The following is a 17,318-nucleotide window of genomic DNA, read 5'->3' on the forward strand; positions in this document are numbered from 1 at the left end:
ATCATGCCCTACAAGATTTCTCGTGCCGCCTATGCCAACATGTTCGGACCGACTGTTGGTGACAAGGTTCGTCTGGCAGACACCGAATTGTTCATCGAAGTGGAGAAGGATTTCACCACCTATGGCGAGGAGGTGAAATTCGGCGGCGGCAAAGTCATCCGTGACGGCATGGGACAGAGCCAGGTGACGCGCGCCGGCGGCGCTGTCGATACAGTCATTACGAATGCGCTCATCCTTGATCATTGGGGAATCGTCAAGGCGGATATCGGCCTGAAGGATGGCCGCATTGTTGCAATCGGCAAGGCCGGAAATCCGGATATGCAGCCCAATGTCAATATCATCGTCGGACCCGGCACGGAGGCGATTGCGGGCGAGGGGAAGATCGTCACCGCCGGCGGCATGGACAGCCATATTCATTTCATCTGCCCGCAGCAGATCGAGGAGGCGCTGATGTCGGGCGTCACCACCATGCTTGGCGGAGGCACGGGGCCGGCGCACGGCACGCTGGCAACGACCTGCACGCCTGGGCCGTGGCATCTGGCGCGCATGATCGAATCCTTTGACGCGTTTCCGATGAATATCGGCCTTTCCGCCAAGGGCAATGCCTCCGTTCCCGCCGCACTGGAGGAAATGGTGCTTGGCGGCGCCTGCGCGCTCAAGCTGCATGAGGACTGGGGCACGACACCGGCGGCGATCGACTGCTGCCTCAGCGTTGCGGACGAATATGATGTGCAGGTAATGATCCACACGGATACATTGAATGAAAGCGGCTTCGTGGAGGATACGATCGGTGCCATCAAGGGTCGCACCATTCACGCTTTCCACACGGAAGGCGCGGGCGGCGGCCATGCGCCTGATATCATCAAGATCTGCGGGCAGTCGAACGTCATTCCGTCCTCAACCAACCCGACGCGGCCCTATACGGTTAATACGATTGCCGAGCATCTGGACATGCTGATGGTCTGCCATCACCTGTCGCCGTCGATCCCGGAGGATATCGCCTTTGCCGAAAGCCGCATCCGCAAGGAGACGATCGCCGCTGAGGATATTCTGCACGACATCGGCGCCTTTTCGATCATTTCCTCCGACAGCCAGGCGATGGGCCGTGTCGGCGAAGTGGCGATCCGTACCTGGCAGACCGCCGATAAAATGAAGCGCCAGCGCGGCCGCCTGGCGCAGGAGGTAGGCGACAACGACAATTTCCGCGCGAAGCGCTACATCGCTAAATATACGATCAACCCGGCGATCGCGCATGGCGTCAGCCATGAGGTCGGTTCGATCGAGGTCGGCAAGCGCGCCGATCTGGTGCTCTGGAACCCGGCTTTCTTCGGCGTAAAGCCGGAGATGGTGCTGATCGGCGGCTCGATCGCCGCAGCACCGATGGGCGACCCGAATGCCTCCATTCCGACGCCGCAGCCGATGCACTACCGGCCGATGTTCGGCGCCTATGGCAAGAATCGCACGAATTCGTCGGTGACCTTCGTTTCCCAGGCGGCTTTCGATGCGGGGCTTGCCGGCAAGCTTGGTGTCGCCAAGACGCTGCTGCCCGTTCGGAACACGCGCGGCGGCATTTCCAAGGCATCCATGATCCACAACAGCCTGACGCCGCATATCGAGGTGGACCCGGAAACCTATGAAGTGCGTGCCGATGGCGAGCTTTTGACCTGCGAACCGGCAACCGTGCTGCCGATGGCGCAGCGATATTTTCTCTTCTGAGGATATTTCGGACGCCGATCATCGGGCAGAGATGAAAGCCCCGGTTTTCCGGGGTTTTCATATGCTGCGTACTAGGCGCAGCAATATCAATGACATGACGTGGTGGTGGTGCCATCGCGCATTTTTCTCGGCAAGTTGGATCTTACGGATGTAGTCTCCGGCTGTTCACAACTTGGGAAATATACCGCTTTTTAATCATTCCATTAAAGACCTGGAAGCGTCTTCACCCCTATCTCACATGATGGAAATAGTGGGCTGAGGAAGGTGAATCGCATGAAGCAATGGATTTCGCTGCAGGCCGAACTCGGTAACTTTCAGCAGCGACGTGCGATTTTTATTTTCGCGCTTAAGATGAGTTTTGTCGCGGTCATCATGTCGCTTGCCTTCATCCTGGTGCTGCTTTTCGTGATGCAATGGCTTGATCTTCTGCCGGTGCCGATTTTCGAGGCGATGCGCTTTGGTGTCTTGCTGGCATGGATCATCGGCGGCACCGTGTCCGGCGCGCTTGCGGTCCTGGTAGGTTTTTCCATCCACAGGCTCGCGGTCTCCCATGCCGAATTCGAGCGGTTGAGCCGCACCGACATGCTGTCCGGTCTGCTCAACCGCCGTGCCTTTACCGAGGCGTTGAATATGGCCGAAGACGGTGCCTCGCTTGTTATCTTCGATCTGGATCGGTTCAAGGCGATCAACGATCGTTTCGGGCATGCATCCGGTGATGCGGTGATCGTTGCGGTGTCGCGGCTATTTTCGGGTGCCTTCACCGGAGAAGACGTGATTGCGCGACTTGGCGGTGAGGAGTTCGGCGTCATCATCCATGGCGGCGATACGGCCGAGCGTATCGCGCGCGTTGAGGAGATCAAGGAGCAGATCGCCGAACAGTCGATCGCCATTGAAGGCGGGTCGGTGAAGATCACCATTTCCGCCGGGATTGCCGACATCGGCGGGGATCGTAAGGCGGAGGCCGTCTATGCCGCCGCCGATAAGGCGCTTTATCTTGCCAAGACGCTTGGCCGCAACCGTGTCATGCACGAGCGCGAGCGTCTGTCGCAGGTCTGGAATCGTTGCGCCTCCGAGCAGGAGCAGGTGGCAACGACGGATGTCAGGGAACTGCAACGCTATGTGCAGCGGATGTGAGGCTTCCACACGTCATTGATGCTTGCGCGGGCGGCGACAATTTTGCATGGTCTGCCAAAGTATAAATTGGAACAGCCATGCTACGCGTCACTTCCTATCTGCCGGCCGGCACCCCTTCCTCCAATCCGATCGATCGTGTCGTCCTGCCGCATGATCTCAGGCATCTGCGCCGCAAGCTCCTGCATCTTGAAAATGGCGAGATGGTCATGCTCGACCTCAAGGAGCCGGTGCTGTTTGCGAGCGGCGATCTGCTGGTGCGCGAGGATGGCGAGTTGATCGAGATCGTTGCCGCAGACGAAAAGCTTTTCGAAATCCGCCCACGCGACCGCCTACATCTGATCGAACTTGCCTGGCATCTCGGCAACCGGCATCTTTCCGCTCAGATTGAGGAAGAGCGTATCCTGATCCTGCGCGATCATGTGATCCGCGCTATGCTCGAAGGGTTGGGTGCGACTGTGACGGAAGTCAGCGAGCCTTTCCAGCCGGCACGCGGCGCCTATCACTCCCATGGCAACCATTCGCATGGCCACGACCACCATCATCCTGGCCAGGATCATCACCACCATTCGCACGATTGAACCGTGATGACCAACACTGCGGTTTCGGACGATGGCGACCTGCAGGCGTTGCTGCGGCTGATGGCATGGCTGTCGCCGGCGTTTCCCGTAGGATCGTTCGCCTATTCCGGCGGCCTGGAGCGTGCGGTACATGACGGCCTGGTGCGCGACAGCTCCGGCCTCAGCGAGTGGATTGCTGCGCTCATTGAGCATGGCTCCGCTTGGAATGATGCGGTGCTGCTAGTCGAGGCGCATCGGGCTGACGCGGATGGGCCGCGGCTTGCGGCCGTTGCGGAGCTTGCCGAGGCACTGGCCGGTTCGAAGGAGCGCCATAACGAGACCATGCTGCTGGGAGATGCCTTTCTTTCGGCCGCAGCCGCCTGGCCGCATGCGATCTTTTCCATGCTCCCGGCAAAGACGGCCTATCCGATTGCTGTTGGTGCCATCGCAGGCGCGCATGGCATCGCCGCCGAGAAGGCGGTTGCCGCCTTCCTGCATGCGCTGGCCTCGCAGATGGTATCCGCCGGCATTCGCCTCGGCGTCAGCGGGCAAAAAGATGGAGTTGCCATTCTGGCGCGACGTGAAGGTCTCTTTGCGGATGTCGCGCGACGCGCCGCCCAATCCAGCCTTGAGGATCTCGGAGCTGCGACCGTGCAGGCGGATATTGCGAGCTTGCGGCACGAAACCCAGAGCACGCGGCTCTTCAGGTCATGATGGGCGTCACCAGGAAGATATTGAAATTGAGGCATCGCCTACGTCATTCGCCGCTGTGCGGCCGCCCGACGCTTCGCTATGCTATCACTTTATCGGAGTTGCGAGCATGAAATCGAGACATGGACCCTTGCGCGTTGGGATCGGCGGCCCCGTCGGTTCCGGCAAGACGGCGCTGACGGAGAAGTTGTGCAAGGCGATGCGTGAGGACTATTCCGTCGCCGTCGTTACCAACGACATCTATACGACCGAGGATGCGGAAGCGCTGGTGCGGATGCAGGCGCTGCCGTCGGATCGTATCGTCGGCGTCGAAACCGGTGGCTGCCCGCACACGGCCATCCGCGAGGATGCGACGATTAATCTGCAGGCTATCGCCAGCCTCAACGAGCGTCTCCCCGACCTTGACGTCGTCTTCATAGAATCCGGCGGCGACAATCTGGCTGCAACCTTTTCACCCGATCTTGCCGATATCACCATCTATGTGATCTCGGTGTGTCAGGGAGAGGAGATTCCGCGCAAGGGCGGTCCCGGCATCACCAAATCCGACCTTCTGGTCATCAACAAGAAGGATCTGGCGCCCTTCGTCGATGTCGATCTCGAGGTGATGGACCGTGATGCGACCCGGATGCGCCAAGCTCGCCCCTTCGTGTTTTCAGACATGAAGCGCGGCGACGGGGTTAGCAAGATCGTCGATTTCCTAAAGGAACAGGGCGGCCTTTGAGCCACCCCGTCCTTATTTCCATATCCGCTGCGACTGATTTATTCTGCCGCGAAGGGCGGCAGCTTTAGGACATTCGTACCCACGGATCTGCTTCTGCCGTCTTTGTTCTCGATGGTTTCAAGCCGCTCTTCCAGATTGGCGAGCGACTGGCGGTTTTCATTGACGGCGACGGCCAAGCCTTCCTTGGTGATGACCTCGTCATCCACATCCTTCCTGCCGACAAGTCTGCCGAAGAGATAGCCGAGCAGGCGGGACAAGTCGTCCATGATGAGGAAGAAGGACGGCACGACCACCAGGCTGAGCACCGTGGAAACGATGATGCCGCCGATCACGGCAATCGCCATCGGTGCGCGGAAGGAGCCGCCTTCGCCGACGCCGAGGGCAGATGGCAACATGCCGGCCGACATGGCAATCGAGGTCATGATAATCGGACGGGCACGCTTGCGGCCAGCCTCGACGACGGCTTCCAGCCGCGGCATGCCCTGATGCATCATCTCGATGGCGAAATCGACCAGCAGAATAGCGTTCTTCGTCACGATACCCATCAGCATCAGAATGCCGATCATGACGGGCATGGACAGCGCGTTGCCGGTTATGATCAAGGCCAGTGCCACGCCGCCGATCGCTAGTGGCAGCGAGAGCAGAATGGTGAAGGGCTGGATCACATCCTTGAACAGCAGGATCAGCACGGTCAGAACAAGCATGAGGCCGAGCAGCATGGCGTTGCCGAAGCTCTGCTGCATTTCCTTCTGGACTTTTGTATCGCCGCTTTCCGCCAAATGCACGGTTGCCGGGATCTTGGCGTTGTTGACGATTTCGAGGAAATGCTCGGATGCCGTATCCAATGCCACACCTTGCGGCAGGTCGGCGCCGATGGCGACGACGCGGAAGCGATTGTTGCGCTTGATGGACGACAGGCCTTCGGAATAGTCGATGTCGGCCACGCTCGACAGAGGTACGGTGTTGCCGGTGGCAGTCTTGATACGCAAGGCGCGGATCGCCGCCAGGTCTCGGCGCATGCCGAGCGAGGCCTGAACGCGGATCGGAATCTGGCGGTCGTCGAGCGAGATCTTCGCGAGCGAAGCGTCGATGTCGCCGATGGTGGCAACGCGGATCGTGTCGGAAATCATCTGCGGCGTGATGCCGAGGCGCGCGGCCTCGTCTTTGCGCGGATAGATCTGCAGTTCAGGCCGCGGCAGGGCGCCGTCAGCGCTGACATTGGCGAGCGCCGGGTCGGTACGCAGCTTGGCTTCCAGGATGCCGACTGCCTGGTTGAGATCCTTCTCGCTGCGCGAGAGGAAGTTATAGGTCAGGTCGCGGTCGCCACGATCGTTCAGCTTGGTGATGCGGACGTCGGGAATGGAGCTCAGCTTTGCAAAGACTTCCTTCTCGATGTCCCATTGCGGGCGTATGCGCCCGTGGACGGTGACCTTCGGCAGGTGAGGGCCGATGACAGGGAGCGAGCCGAGGACGTCGTTCACCAGCTTCTTCACCAGCGACTGATCGAGCTTGCCGAGTGTCAGCGTTACAGTGGCGCGGCGCAGTTCCAGATCGCCCTTCGGCGAGGCGCCGCCGAGCACGAAGACGCTTTCGACACCATCTATGCTTTTCACGCGCCGATAGATTTCGTTGGTTGCCTGTTCGGTATCATCGAGCCGGGCGTTCGGCGGCAGTTCTGCCGACAGAACGATACGCGAGGCGTCTTCCGGCGGGATGAAGCTGCCGGGAACGAACATGATGAGAGCGAAGACCGAGGCGATCGAGAAGGCGAAGGCGGCAAGCAGCGTCGGATAACGTGTGTACCACTTCTTCGTCGTCAGCCGCACCAGCCAGCTATAGCCACGCATGAAGCGGCCGTCATTGTCGTGATGATCGTCGACGCCATCTTCGGCGCGCATCAGATAGGCGGCCATCATCGGCGTGATCAGACGCGCTACGAGCAGCGAGAAGAACACCGAGAAGGCGACCGTCAGACCGAACTGAATGAAGTACTGGCCCGGAATGCCCGGCATGAAGGAGACCGGCACAAAGACCGCGATGATGGTGAAGGTCGTCGCGATAACTGCAAGACCGATTTCGTCTGCAGCATCGATGGCAGCGCGATAGGGCGTCTTGCCCATCTTGATGTGGCGGGCAATGTTCTCGATTTCGACGATGGCGTCGTCGACGAGAATACCGGTCGCCAGCGTCAATGCCAGGAAGCTGACGAGGTTCAGCGAGAAGCCGATCTGGTTCATGATCCAGAATGTCGGGATCGCGGAGAGCGGCAGAGCAACCGCCGATATCAGCGTTGCGCGCCAGTTCCGCAGGAACAGGAAGACGACGATGACGGCCAGTATGGCGCCTTCGATCAGCGTGTGCATCGCCGATTCATAGTTACCATAGGTGTAGTAGACGGAGTCGTCGATCATCTCGATCGAAACGTTCGGGTTCTCGGCACGCACCTTGTCGAGCGTGTCGGCCACTGTCTTTGCGACCGTCACCTCGCTGGCGCCCTTGGCGCGGAATACGCCGAAGGTGACAACGGGGGCGCTGTTGAAGCGCGAAAAGGACTTCGGTTCCTGATAAGTGTCCTTGATGGCGCCGAGATCGGAGAGCTTGACGAAGCGGCCGTTGGTCAGAGCGATCGTCGTATCGGCGAGCTGGGCGACATTGCGGGCGTCGCCGAGCACGCGGATTGCCTGCTCACTGCCGGCAACTTGGCCGCGGCCGGAGCCGAGATCGATATTGGTGCCGCGAAGCTGCTGGCTCACCGAAAGCGCTGTTATGCCATAGGCGTTCAGCTTGTTCGGATCGAGCTCGATGCGCACTTCACGGTCGGCGCCGCCATAGCGGTCGACGCGGCCGATGCCTGCCTTGCCCTGCAGCGCGCGCTTGACCGTATCGTCCACGTACCAGGACAGCTCCTCAAGCGTCATGTTCGGCGAGGATACGGCAAAGCTCTGAATCGCTTGGCCGACGACATCGACCTTGGAGACGATCGGCTCGTCGATGGTCGACGGCAGATTGCCGCGGATGCGGTCGATCGCATCCTTGGTATCCTGAACGGCCTGCTCGGTCGGCACTTCCAGGCGGAAGACGACGACGGTCTGCGATTGGCCGTCCGTGACGGTGGATTGGATTTCATCGATGCCGTTGATGCTGGCGACGGCGTCTTCGATCTCCTTCGTCACCTGCATTTCGAGCTCGGCGGGCGAGGCGCCGCTCTGCGTCACGGTGACATTGACGATCGGCACGTCGATGTTCGGGAAGCGGGTGATGGGCAGATTGAAGAAGGCGTGCGCGCCTACCACCATCAGCAGGAAGAAGCCGAGGAGCGGGGCGACCGGATTTCGAATGGACCAGGCGGAGAAGTTCATCTTGCCGTTCTCGCTCAGTTGGAGGCTTGCGACGCGTCGCGCACAGGGGTGATATGGTCGCCATCGCGAACATAGGCACCGGCCTTGGCGACGACGTCATCGCCCGCTTTCAGGCCTTTGAGGATCTCGACATAGCCAGCGTCCTGAATGCCTGTCTCGACAGTCACGAACTTGACCACGCCATTCTCGACCTTGCGGACGGACGAGCCGTTTTCCTCGCTATTGACGGCCGTGAGTGGCAGGGCGACGCTATCTTCCTGGCGAATGATGATCTCGGCGCTGCCATACATGCCGGCGCGCGCCTTCTCGCCATCGTCGATCGTGATATGCACCGCGCCGAGGCGGGTGACGGGGTCAACGATCGGGGCGACGAGACGGACAGTTCCGGCAAGCTTCTCGCGGCTGCCGGAAAGCGCGATGGCCGCCTTCTGGCCGATCGTGATCTTGGTGATATCACTCTCGGAGACATCGACCACCAGTTCGAGTTGGCTGTCGCGGATGATGGTGAAGAGCGGGTCGCCGTTACCGTTCGCGATAGCCCCCACACGGGCATCGCGCGATGCGACGGTGCCTGCCACCGGGGTTTTGATGCCGGTGCGGGCAAGTTTCAGATCCGTATCGGCGATCTGACTATCCGTGACCTTGAGATCGGCCTCCGCAACGGCGATCGCCTGTTCGGCGGAGACCACGCGCGCCTTGTTGGCGGCAGCCGAAGCATTGGCCTGCTCTACCGAGGAGGTCGACATGGTGCCTTTGGCGCCCATGGCAACGGCGCGCACGCGCTGCAATTCGGCCTCTTCGGCGTTGGCGCGGGCTTCGGCGAGCTGTGCGTGCAATTGTGCCAGGCTTGCCTCGCCTTTGGCCCGCGTCGCCTGCATTTGGCTCTTCTGCAGGACCAGCGCGTCGTCGTTCAGCGTGGCAAGTGTGCTGTTCGCCGTCACCTTGTCGCCTACATCTGCGTTGAGAGAGCGGATCGAGAGACCGTCCACCTGCGGCTGGATGTAGACCTCTTCGACGGCCTTTACCGTGCCGGTCGCGACGACCTTGTCGGTCAGGTGGCGCATTGCGGCTGTGGTGATGACGATTGCGGGCAAATTTTGCTTCGGCGTGGTAACGGCAGCCTGCTCTGCCATGGCAGCGGGAGCGGCCAGCAGGGAAAGCAGAATGGCAGTCGTGCTCAGAAGTCTAAACGGCGTGAAGGCCATGCGTCCGGTTCCAGTTCGGCATTGGTCAAAGGGATTTCGCTGTTTTCCGTCGCGAGCACGGGAGATCACTGCATGCGAGCCGGCTTCCCCGGCGAATGACTGCATAATTCCTTAAATCGAATCGATCTAAGGATAAAATTATGCAGCAGATTTAAAGTGTTACAGCGACCTTTGCGCGTCATATTTGTCGCGCGGCGCTGTAATATCCGTCTGTCATGCCTTGCAGGTCCTCATCCTAAAATCGCCCTTGTAGATGGGAGCAGTTTCCAATTCTCGCAAGATCACGAGAAAATGATTTCGCGGGCATTTCTATCGTCTACAACCATGCGAAGCAATCACGGCATTGTGATGTCAGCATTCGAATAATTGATAGGCGAAGGCTTTTCAGGCAATTCCTGCGAGAAAGCCAGCCTTTTGTGGCTGCTGTTACAAAATGAAAAAAAAACGCGCGAGGCCGGCAACCTCGCGCGTTCGATGGTTTGAGATGATCTAATATTATTTCAAAGCAGCGTCCGTGATCTCATGCGTATAGGCGCCGGATGGCTTCTTGCTGATGATCTTCTGATTGAGCAAGGCTTCGACCGTACGATCGTAAGTCTTCATGTCGAGCTTACCGTTGCCGATGAGCTTGGCGACTTCGCCTGCCATGCGCTTCTGATGGTTTTCATCCTGGCCGCCATTGTCCATGACGATTTCGGCGGCTTCGTCCGGATGCTCGACGGCATATTTCCAGCCCTTCAGCGAAGCGCGGACGAACTTCACCATATCGGCCTTGAATTTCGCATCCTTCAGCTTGTCTTCCTTGACGTAGAGGCCGTCTTCCAGAAGGTCGTTGCCGAGCTTGGTATAGTTGAAGACGGTCAAGTCCTCGGCCTTGAAGCCGGCATCGATCGCCTGCCAGTACTCGTTATAGGTCATGACGGAGATGCAGTCGGCCTGCTTCTGGACCAGGGGCTGAACGTCGAAGCTCTGCTTCAGAACGTTGACGCCATCCTTGCCGCCGTCGGTCTTCAGGCCGAGTTTGTGCATCCAGGCGAAGAAGGGATATTCGTTGCCGTAGAACCAGACGCCGAGGGTATGCCCCTTGAAATCCTTCTCCGTCTTGACCGGGCCATCCTTCGGGCAGATCAGCTCCAGACCGGATTTTTCGAAGGGCTGCGCGATGTTGATGAGCGGCACGCCTTTTTCGCGGGCAACCAGCGCACCGCCCATCCAGTCGACGATGACATCGGCGCCGCCGCCGGCGATCACCTGTTCCGGAGCGATATCAGGGCCGCCCGCCTTGATATCGACATCGAGACCTTCTTCCTTGTAGAAGCCTTTGTCCTTGGCGACGAAATAGCCGCCGAACTGAGCCTGGGCTACCCATTTCAGCTGCAGCGTCAATTTATCCGCCGCCATCGCGCCCTGGGTGGCGGCAAGCGTCATGGCACTTGCCATCAATGCAAACATTATTTTTTTCATGTCTTCACCCTTTCCCTCTGAAGTTATGCCTCGATCCCTTTGAAGAGATCCTGGATTACGCCTGCCCACCACGGATAGACGGATGCCAGAACGTCACCATTCGTTCGATGATGGCGACGATGCCGTAAAAGACCGAGCCGGAGATCGCGGCCACTGCGATCTCAGCCCAGACCATATCGAGGTTCAACCGGCCATTTTCGGTTGAAATGCGAAAGCCCATGCCCGACATGGGCGTGCCGAAGAACTCCGCCACGATGGCACCAATCAGAGCCAGGGTCGAGTTGATCTTCAGCGCGTTGAAAATAAAGGGCGCGGCGGCCGGAAGCCGCAGCTTGAAGAGTGTCTGCCAGTAGCCCGATGCGTAGGTGCGCATCAGGTCGCGTTCCATGTTGCCGGCGGCAGCAAGGCCCGTCACCGTATTCACCAGCATCGGGAAGAAGGTCATGACGACGACGACGGCTGCCTTGGACTGCCAGTCGAAGCCGAACCACATGACCATGATCGGTGCGATGCCGATGATCGGCAGGGCCGAGACCAGGTTGCCAATCGGCAGTAAGCCCCGGCGCAGGAAGGCGAAGCGGTCTGCGAGAATGGCGACGATGAAGCCGCTGGCGCAGCCGATGGTGTAGCCTATCAGGACCGATCGAAAGATCGTCTGCTGCACATCGATCCACAGCGTCGAGACGGAACCGGCAATGCGGGCGCCGATTGCGCTTGGCGGTGGCAGGAGGATGAAAGGTATGCCGGCGCCGCGCGTCACCGCCTCCCAGACAATGATGATCCAGGCGCCGAAAATCGCAGGGATCAGCAATCGCAGCATATAGCTGCCGGCTGACGAATGCGCGGGAACGCCGGAGAGGATGGAGACGCAACGCCAGGCGAGCAGCCAAGCAGCCGCGAGCAGAATGAAAAACGCTGCCTCCGCATTGCCTTCGTTGCCCGATAGTCCGGAAAGCAGCAGCCATGCGGCGGCGTGAGCGGCAAAGAAGAGAATAGCGGCACCGAGGTCCGCCGACAAATTCGTCAATGAAATAGTGGCTGCACCGGCGATGAGAATGAAAATGACGAAGGTCGTGCCGCTGCTGACAGGGGCCGCGGTATCGGCTGAAAACAATGGTAGCGTCGCGATTGCCGCAAGACAGAGGAGCAATGCGAGGATGCATTGCCAGGAAAAATGGAAGGTCTTCATGCTGGCCGGCCCCCCATTGCACGATCGACGATCCGCGCGATAATGCTGACCATGGCGATAAGCACTGCGGCGAGGATCGAGCCGGCCACGAGTGCCGCCCAGATTTCGATTGTAAGGCTCTGATAGGAGCCGGCGAGCAATTTCGCACCGATGCCGGCGACCGCGCCCGTCGGCAGCTCGCCGACGATCGTTCCGGTCAGGCTGGCCGCAATCGCAACCTTCATCGAGGTGAAGAGGAATGGGACGGATGCGGGGATGCGCAGCTTCCAGAAAGTCTGCATCGCGCTGGCATTATAGGTGCGCATCAGATCGAGATGCATGACCTCTGGCGAGCGCAATCCCTTCACCATGCCGACGGCGACGGGAAAGAAGGATAGGTAGGTCGAGACCAGCGCCTTCGGGATAAGGCCGGTCACACCGATGGAGCCCAATACGACGACGACCATAGGCGCGATGGCAAGGATCGGGATCGTCTGTGACGCGATGATCCACGGCATGAGGCTGCGATCGAGGGCGACGACATGGACGATGCCGACGGCAATGAGGATGCCCAGGATCGTCCCGAATGCGAAGCCGACAGCCGTGGAGGACAGGGTCACCCAGGCATTGTAAACGAGGCTTCGATTGCTGGTCAGGGCGCGAAGAAAAGTGTTTTCGAAGACATTCTGCGCCACTTGATGCGGTGCCGGCAGGATGGGCTTGGGCTGGGCGAGGGTTTTGCCGATGAATTCCACCATCGTCGGCGTCACGTTTCCGCGCCGATCCATATCGCGTTGGAACGGTGCGTTGAGAGCGACGGCGAAGACATACCAGAGCAGGATGATCGCCAGGACGATCGTTGTGACCGGCAGGAACTTGTGCTTGAAGAACTGTTCCTTTTCCATGTTCATGCCCTCCCCGTGCACGGGGACAGGTTTAGGGTGAGGGGCCGTCGCGCGACGGAGCTATCCATCATCCTATTCCTCATAGCTGTGCCCCGCTCTCAGTCCTTCCCGGACGCGGTGAGCGATTTCCAGGAATTCCGGCGTTTCGCGAATATCGAGTGGCCGCTCTGCCGGAAGCGTCGATTCGATGACATCGGTGACGCGGCCCGGGCGAGGCGACATGACCACGATCTTCGTCGAGAGATAAACCGCTTCCGGAATGGAGTGGGTGACGAAGCAGATGGTCTTGTTCGTCTGCTTCCAGAGTTTCAGAAGCTGTTCGTTCAGGTGATCGCGGACGATTTCGTCCAGCGCGCCGAAGGGCTCATCCATCAATAGCAGGTCGGCATCGAAGGCCAGCGCGCGGGCGATCGAGGCACGCTGTTGCATACCGCCTGAAAGCTGCCAGGGGAACTTGTGCTCGAAGCCGTTGAGATTGACCAGTTCCAGCGTCCGCGCGATGCGCTTGGCCTGCTCTTGCTTGTCATAACCCATGATCTCAAGCGGCAAAGCGATGTTCTTCTCGATCGTGCGCCAAGGATAGAGGGCTGCGGCCTGAAAGACATAACCGTAGGCGCGGGCCTTGCGGGCGTCTTCCGGCGACATGCCGTTGACGCTGATATCGCCCGAGGTCTTTCGCTCGAGATCGGCAATCACCCGCAGAAAGGTGGTCTTGCCGCAGCCGGAGGGGCCGATGAAGGAGACGAAATCGCCCTTGCGAACATCGAGATCGACATTGCTTAACGCATGCACCGGCCCGTCATTCGTATCGTAGGTGAGACAGAGATTCCGCGCGGAGACGACGGAGGAAGCGGATGACGTCATTAACACCTACCAGTCCTGTTTTCGCCGCATGTTTGAGGCGGATTGCGTGTTATCCTGTCTGGCATTGCCGCAGTCCGGAGAGGCGAGGGCGCCTTGTGGCTGCTGCACCGAGGGGAGCAATGCCATGAATGTCTCATCGAAGCCCACCTGCCATGTCGTGCGGCCCGGCAACACCTATGCCGGAAAGCAGGGCTTCAGCTATTTCGAAGGGATTGCCGCCGAGACAGTGGGCTCGACGGGGATCTGCATGCATCTCCTGACGATTCCGCCCGGCGCCCGCGCCAAGGCGCATCTCCACGCCTCGCATGAGACGGCGATCTACGCGATTTCCGGGGAGACGCATTGCTGGTTCGGCGAACGGCTGGAAGAGCACGTCATCGTGCGAGAGGGTGAGATGTTTTATATTCCGGCCGGCGTTCCGCATCTTCCGGCCAATCTCAGCGACCGGCCGGCGACGGCGGTTATCGCCCGCACCGACCCCAACGAGCAGGAAAGCGTCGTCCTGCTGCCGGATCTGGAGCTGTACGTGCCGCGCTAGAGCCGTTTCGCTTTTCTTCGAATCGCGAAAATGCTCTATCTCTTTGTTTTTACGAAATTCCGGACGGAAAACCGCTACGCAGTTTTCCTGGAATTGCTCTAGGCGGCCGATGAGCCGAAGCGCCGTGCCCAAGCGTCATACCCCGCTGGCGGGGATGCCGCTGCGCTGCACCTTGCGCGGCGCGGTGACCTCTTTCCAGGTCGAAAGCGCGCGGTTGACGGCGGTGAAGGGATCGCGCCTGACGAACTCGCCATGGCCCTCCTTCGTCTTCACCGTGCCTTCCTCGATGGCGACCACGCCCCGCGTCAGCGTATAACGCGGCAGGCCGGTTACTTCCTTGCCCTCGAAGACATTGTAGTCGATCGCCGACTGCTGCGTCTTGGCGGCAATGGTCTTCGAGCGCTTCGGATCCCAGACGACGATATCGGCATCGGCGCCGACAAGGATCGCGCCCTTCTTCGGATAGATGTTGAGGATCTTGGCGATGTTGGTCGATGTGACGGCGACGAATTCGTTCATCGTCAGGCGGCCGGTGTTGACGCCGTAGGTCCAGAGCATCGGCAGGCGATCCTCAAGGCCTCCGGTGCCGTTCGGGATCTTGGTGAAGTCGTTGAGGCCGAAGCGCTTCTGCTCGGTGGTAAAGGCGCAGTGGTCGGTCGCGACCACCTGCAGCGAGCCGGAGGCAAGGCCGGCCCAGAGGCTGTCCTGATGTTGCTTGTTACGGAAGGGCGGCGACATGACGCGGCGGGCGGCATGGTCCCAATCCGGATTGGCATATTCGCTTTCGTCGAGCGTCAGGTGCTGGATCAACGGCTCGCCATAGACACGCATGCCCTTCTGACGGGCGCGGCGGATGGCTTCGTGCGCCTGTTCGCAAGAGGTATGGACGATGTAGACGGGCGAACCGGCCATGTCGGCGATCATGATGGCCCGGTTCGTTGCCTCACCTTCGACCTCGGCCGGGCGGGAGTAGGCATGCGCCTCCGGACCGTTATTGCCTTCGGCCAGCAGCTTTGCCTGCATCTGCGCGACCACATCGCCGTTTTCGGCGTGAACGAGCGGCAGGGCACCAAGTTCGGCACAGCGCTGGAAGGAAGAGAACATCTCGTCGTCATCCACCATCAGCGCGCCCTTATAGGCCATGAAATGCTTGAAGGTGTTGATGCCCTTGTCGCGGACGATGGCTTCCATCTCGTTGAAAACCTGTTCGCCCCACCAGGTGATCGCCATGTGGAAGGAATAGTCGCAGGTGGCGCGGGTGGACTTGTTGTCCCACATGGTCAGCGCCTCGAGCAGCGACTGGCCGGGTGAGGGGAGCGCGAAGTCGACGACCATGGTCGTGCCGCCGGCAAGGGCAGCGCGGGTGCCGCTCTCGAAGTTGTCGGAGGAATAGGTTCCCATGAACGGCATTTCGAGATGCGTGTGCGGATCGATGCCGCCGGGCATCACATAACAGCCGGAGGCATCGAGCACTTCGCTGCCCGAGAGATTCTGCCCGATTTCGACGATCTTGCCGCCTTCGACCTTCACGTCCGCCTTATAGGTCAGGTCGGCCGTGACGATGGTTCCACCCTTGATGACTGTGCTCATGGCGCATGCTCCAGATGTGTTAGGTTCCGATGCTGGGAATCGTGGCCGTCAAGCCACGATCTCCGCCGTCTCGACGACTGCGTGGAACAGCACATCCGCGCCGGCGGTCGCCCATTCCTTGGATATTTCTTCCGCCTCGTTGTGCGAGAGGCCGCCAACGCAAGGGCACATGACCATGGTGGCGGGGGCGACCTTGGCAGCCCAGCAGGCATCGTGACCGGCGCCGGAGATGATGTTCATATGGCTGTAGCCGAGTTTCTCGGCCGCGTTGCGCACGGAAGTGACGAGCTTCGGATCGAAGGTTACCGGTTCGAAATGGCCGATGGCTTCGACCGTGCAGCCGACACCGAGGGCATCGGCGATCTTCTTGCCTTCGGCTTCGATCTTGGCACGCATGCGATCGAGTTTTTCCTTATCGGGCGTGCGGATGTCGACGGTGAAGACCACCTTGCCCGGTAGGACGTTGCGCGAATTCGGCGAGAAGAAGACCTGGCCGACGCCGCCGACGGCACCCGGCTGGTTTTCCATCGCGACGCTCTGCACCATCTCGATGATCCGCGACATGGCAAGGCCGGCATTGACGCGCAGATTCATCGGCGTCGAGCCGGTATGCGCTTCCTTGCCGGTCAGCGTGAATTCCAGCCACCAGAGGCCCTGACAGTGCGTGACGACGCCGATGGTCTTCTCTTCGGCTTCGAGGATCGGGCCCTGCTCGATGTGATATTCGAAATAGGCATGCATCCTGCGGGCGCCGACTTCTTCGTCGCCCAGCCAGCCGATGCGCTTCAGCTCTTCGCCGTAGGTCTTGCCGTCCGGATCCTTGCGGCCATAGGCATAGTCCAATGTGTGCACGCCGGCAAAGACGCCGGAGGCGAGCATCGCGGGTGCAAAGCGCGCCCCTTCCTCGTTGGCCCAGTTGGTGACGACGATCGGGTGCTTGGTCTTGATGCCGAGGTCGTTCATCGTGCGGACGACTTCGAGCGCTGCGAGCACGCCAAGTACACCGTCATACTTGCCGCCTGTCGGCTGGGTGTCGAGATGCGAACCGACATAGACGGGGAGCGCAGCCGGGTCGGTGCCGGCGCGGGTGGCGAACATGGTGCCCATCTTGTCGACGCCGACCGTCAGGCCGGCCTTGTCGCACCAGGTCTTGAAAAGGCTGCGTCCTTCGGCATCGGCATCGGTCAGCGTTTGGCGATTGTTGCCGCCGGCAATGCCGGGGCCGATTTTCGCCATGTCCATCAGCGTATCCCAAAGGCGATCGCCATTGATACGCATGTTTTCTCCTGGCGCTGCCACCATGATGCAATCCTCACCTGTTTGTCCTGGGGCACGCAAGGTGCATGCCCGAAATTGTTCCCGTTGGTCTTATTTCAAATTCCGGAG

The 17,318-nt window shown here is 60.0% G+C and carries 14 protein-coding genes; 6 read left to right on the forward strand and 8 right to left on the reverse strand.

Annotation, left to right across the window (positions count from 1 at the left end; genetic code table 11):
* Nucleotides 1–3: 3 nt before the first annotated feature.
* The 5 genes from ureC (at nucleotide 4) to ureG (ending at nucleotide 4,839) form a co-directional block, all read left to right on the forward strand.
* A complete protein-coding gene (ureC, locus tag AC13QE_RS21625) occupies nucleotides 4–1,716 on the forward strand; it encodes an urease subunit alpha (protein ID WP_112399199.1) in 1,713 nt (570 codons plus the stop codon).
* Between the two features lie 273 nt (nucleotides 1,717–1,989).
* Nucleotides 1,990–2,850 (forward strand): GGDEF domain-containing protein, encoded by an 861-nt coding sequence (locus AC13QE_RS21630; RefSeq protein ID WP_488485184.1) that lies wholly within the window; start codon nucleotides 1,990–1,992, stop codon nucleotides 2,848–2,850.
* 77 nt (nucleotides 2,851–2,927) lie between these two features.
* Nucleotides 2,928–3,428 (forward strand): urease accessory protein UreE, encoded by a 501-nt coding sequence (gene ureE / locus AC13QE_RS21635; protein ID WP_112411496.1) that lies wholly within the window; start codon nucleotides 2,928–2,930, stop codon nucleotides 3,426–3,428.
* Nucleotides 3,429–3,434: 6 nt separating this feature from the next.
* Nucleotides 3,435–4,121 carry an urease accessory protein UreF gene (locus AC13QE_RS21640; protein WP_488485219.1) on the forward strand — a complete coding sequence of 229 codons (687 nt, stop codon included), beginning with the start codon at nucleotides 3,435–3,437 and terminating at the stop codon, nucleotides 4,119–4,121.
* A gap of 106 nt (nucleotides 4,122–4,227) precedes the next feature.
* On the forward strand, nucleotides 4,228–4,839 hold the full coding sequence (gene ureG, locus AC13QE_RS21645) for an urease accessory protein UreG (RefSeq protein WP_132717337.1): 612 nt from the start codon (nucleotides 4,228–4,230) through the stop codon (nucleotides 4,837–4,839).
* 38 nt (nucleotides 4,840–4,877) lie between these two features.
* On the opposite strand, the gene AC13QE_RS21650 is transcribed toward ureG, so the two are convergent.
* The 6 genes from AC13QE_RS21650 to AC13QE_RS21675 form a co-directional block, all read right to left on the reverse strand.
* Entirely contained in the window at nucleotides 4,878–8,198 is a 3,321-nt protein-coding gene (locus AC13QE_RS21650; protein WP_488485185.1) for an efflux RND transporter permease subunit, read from the reverse strand.
* A gap of 14 nt (nucleotides 8,199–8,212) precedes the next feature.
* The gene (locus AC13QE_RS21655) at nucleotides 8,213–9,403 is read right to left on the reverse strand and encodes an efflux RND transporter periplasmic adaptor subunit (protein WP_488485186.1); all 1,191 of its coding nucleotides are present in this window, start codon (nucleotides 9,401–9,403) and stop codon (nucleotides 8,213–8,215) included.
* A gap of 495 nt (nucleotides 9,404–9,898) precedes the next feature.
* Nucleotides 9,899–10,867 (reverse strand): ABC transporter substrate-binding protein, encoded by a 969-nt coding sequence (locus tag AC13QE_RS21660; protein WP_488485187.1) that lies wholly within the window; start codon nucleotides 10,865–10,867, stop codon nucleotides 9,899–9,901.
* A 55-nt stretch (nucleotides 10,868–10,922) separates the two neighbouring features.
* Nucleotides 10,923–12,056 (reverse strand): ABC transporter permease, encoded by a 1,134-nt coding sequence (locus tag AC13QE_RS21665; protein ID WP_488485188.1) that lies wholly within the window; start codon nucleotides 12,054–12,056, stop codon nucleotides 10,923–10,925.
* Complete coding sequence (locus AC13QE_RS21670; RefSeq protein WP_132717332.1) at nucleotides 12,053–12,940, reverse strand: ABC transporter permease; 888 nt, start codon at nucleotides 12,938–12,940, stop codon at nucleotides 12,053–12,055. Before AC13QE_RS21670 ends, AC13QE_RS21665 begins: the two co-directional genes overlap by 4 nt.
* Before the next feature lie 72 nt (nucleotides 12,941–13,012).
* Nucleotides 13,013–13,804 carry an ABC transporter ATP-binding protein gene (locus AC13QE_RS21675; protein ID WP_132717331.1) on the reverse strand — a complete coding sequence of 264 codons (792 nt, stop codon included), beginning with the start codon at nucleotides 13,802–13,804 and terminating at the stop codon, nucleotides 13,013–13,015.
* Between the two features lie 124 nt (nucleotides 13,805–13,928).
* On the opposite strand from AC13QE_RS21675, the gene AC13QE_RS21680 reads away from it, so the two are divergent.
* Nucleotides 13,929–14,342 (forward strand): cupin domain-containing protein, encoded by a 414-nt coding sequence (locus tag AC13QE_RS21680; protein WP_132717330.1) that lies wholly within the window; start codon nucleotides 13,929–13,931, stop codon nucleotides 14,340–14,342.
* Between the two features lie 135 nt (nucleotides 14,343–14,477).
* Here AC13QE_RS21680 and hydA read toward each other — a convergent pair whose 3' ends face one another.
* Both hydA and AC13QE_RS21690 read right to left on the reverse strand, forming a co-directional pair.
* Complete coding sequence (gene hydA / locus AC13QE_RS21685; RefSeq protein WP_488485189.1) at nucleotides 14,478–15,932, reverse strand: dihydropyrimidinase; 1,455 nt, start codon at nucleotides 15,930–15,932, stop codon at nucleotides 14,478–14,480.
* Between the two features lie 48 nt (nucleotides 15,933–15,980).
* Nucleotides 15,981–17,234: a Zn-dependent hydrolase gene (locus tag AC13QE_RS21690; RefSeq protein ID WP_488485190.1), complete on the reverse strand. Its 1,254-nt coding sequence runs from the start codon at nucleotides 17,232–17,234 to the stop codon at nucleotides 15,981–15,983.
* Nucleotides 17,235–17,318 lie beyond the last annotated feature (84 nt).

Source organism: Martinezella sp. CNPSo 3957 (assembly GCF_057784395.1).

Bases quoted from the DNA above. Each gene is read 5' to 3' on its own strand.
- ureC (WP_112399199.1), top strand. From the start codon at position 4: ATGCCCTACAAGATTTCTCGTGCCGCCTATGCCAACATGTTCGGACCG.
- AC13QE_RS21630 (WP_488485184.1), top strand. From the start codon at position 1,990: ATGAAGCAATGGATTTCGCTGCAGGCCGAACTCGGTAACTTTCAGCAG.
- ureE (WP_112411496.1), top strand. From the start codon at position 2,928: ATGCTACGCGTCACTTCCTATCTGCCGGCCGGCACCCCTTCCTCCAAT.
- AC13QE_RS21640 (WP_488485219.1), top strand. From the start codon at position 3,435: ATGACCAACACTGCGGTTTCGGACGATGGCGACCTGCAGGCGTTGCTG.
- ureG (WP_132717337.1), top strand. From the start codon at position 4,228: ATGAAATCGAGACATGGACCCTTGCGCGTTGGGATCGGCGGCCCCGTC.
- AC13QE_RS21650 (WP_488485185.1), bottom strand. From the start codon at position 8,198: ATGAACTTCTCCGCCTGGTCCATTCGAAATCCGGTCGCCCCGCTCCTC.
- AC13QE_RS21655 (WP_488485186.1), bottom strand. From the start codon at position 9,403: ATGGCCTTCACGCCGTTTAGACTTCTGAGCACGACTGCCATTCTGCTT.
- AC13QE_RS21660 (WP_488485187.1), bottom strand. From the start codon at position 10,867: ATGAAAAAAATAATGTTTGCATTGATGGCAAGTGCCATGACGCTTGCC.
- AC13QE_RS21665 (WP_488485188.1), bottom strand. From the start codon at position 12,056: ATGAAGACCTTCCATTTTTCCTGGCAATGCATCCTCGCATTGCTCCTC.
- AC13QE_RS21670 (WP_132717332.1), bottom strand. From the start codon at position 12,940: ATGGAAAAGGAACAGTTCTTCAAGCACAAGTTCCTGCCGGTCACAACG.
- AC13QE_RS21675 (WP_132717331.1), bottom strand. From the start codon at position 13,804: ATGACGTCATCCGCTTCCTCCGTCGTCTCCGCGCGGAATCTCTGTCTC.
- AC13QE_RS21680 (WP_132717330.1), top strand. From the start codon at position 13,929: ATGAATGTCTCATCGAAGCCCACCTGCCATGTCGTGCGGCCCGGCAAC.
- hydA (WP_488485189.1), bottom strand. From the start codon at position 15,932: ATGAGCACAGTCATCAAGGGTGGAACCATCGTCACGGCCGACCTGACC.
- AC13QE_RS21690 (WP_488485190.1), bottom strand. From the start codon at position 17,234: ATGGTGGCAGCGCCAGGAGAAAACATGCGTATCAATGGCGATCGCCTT.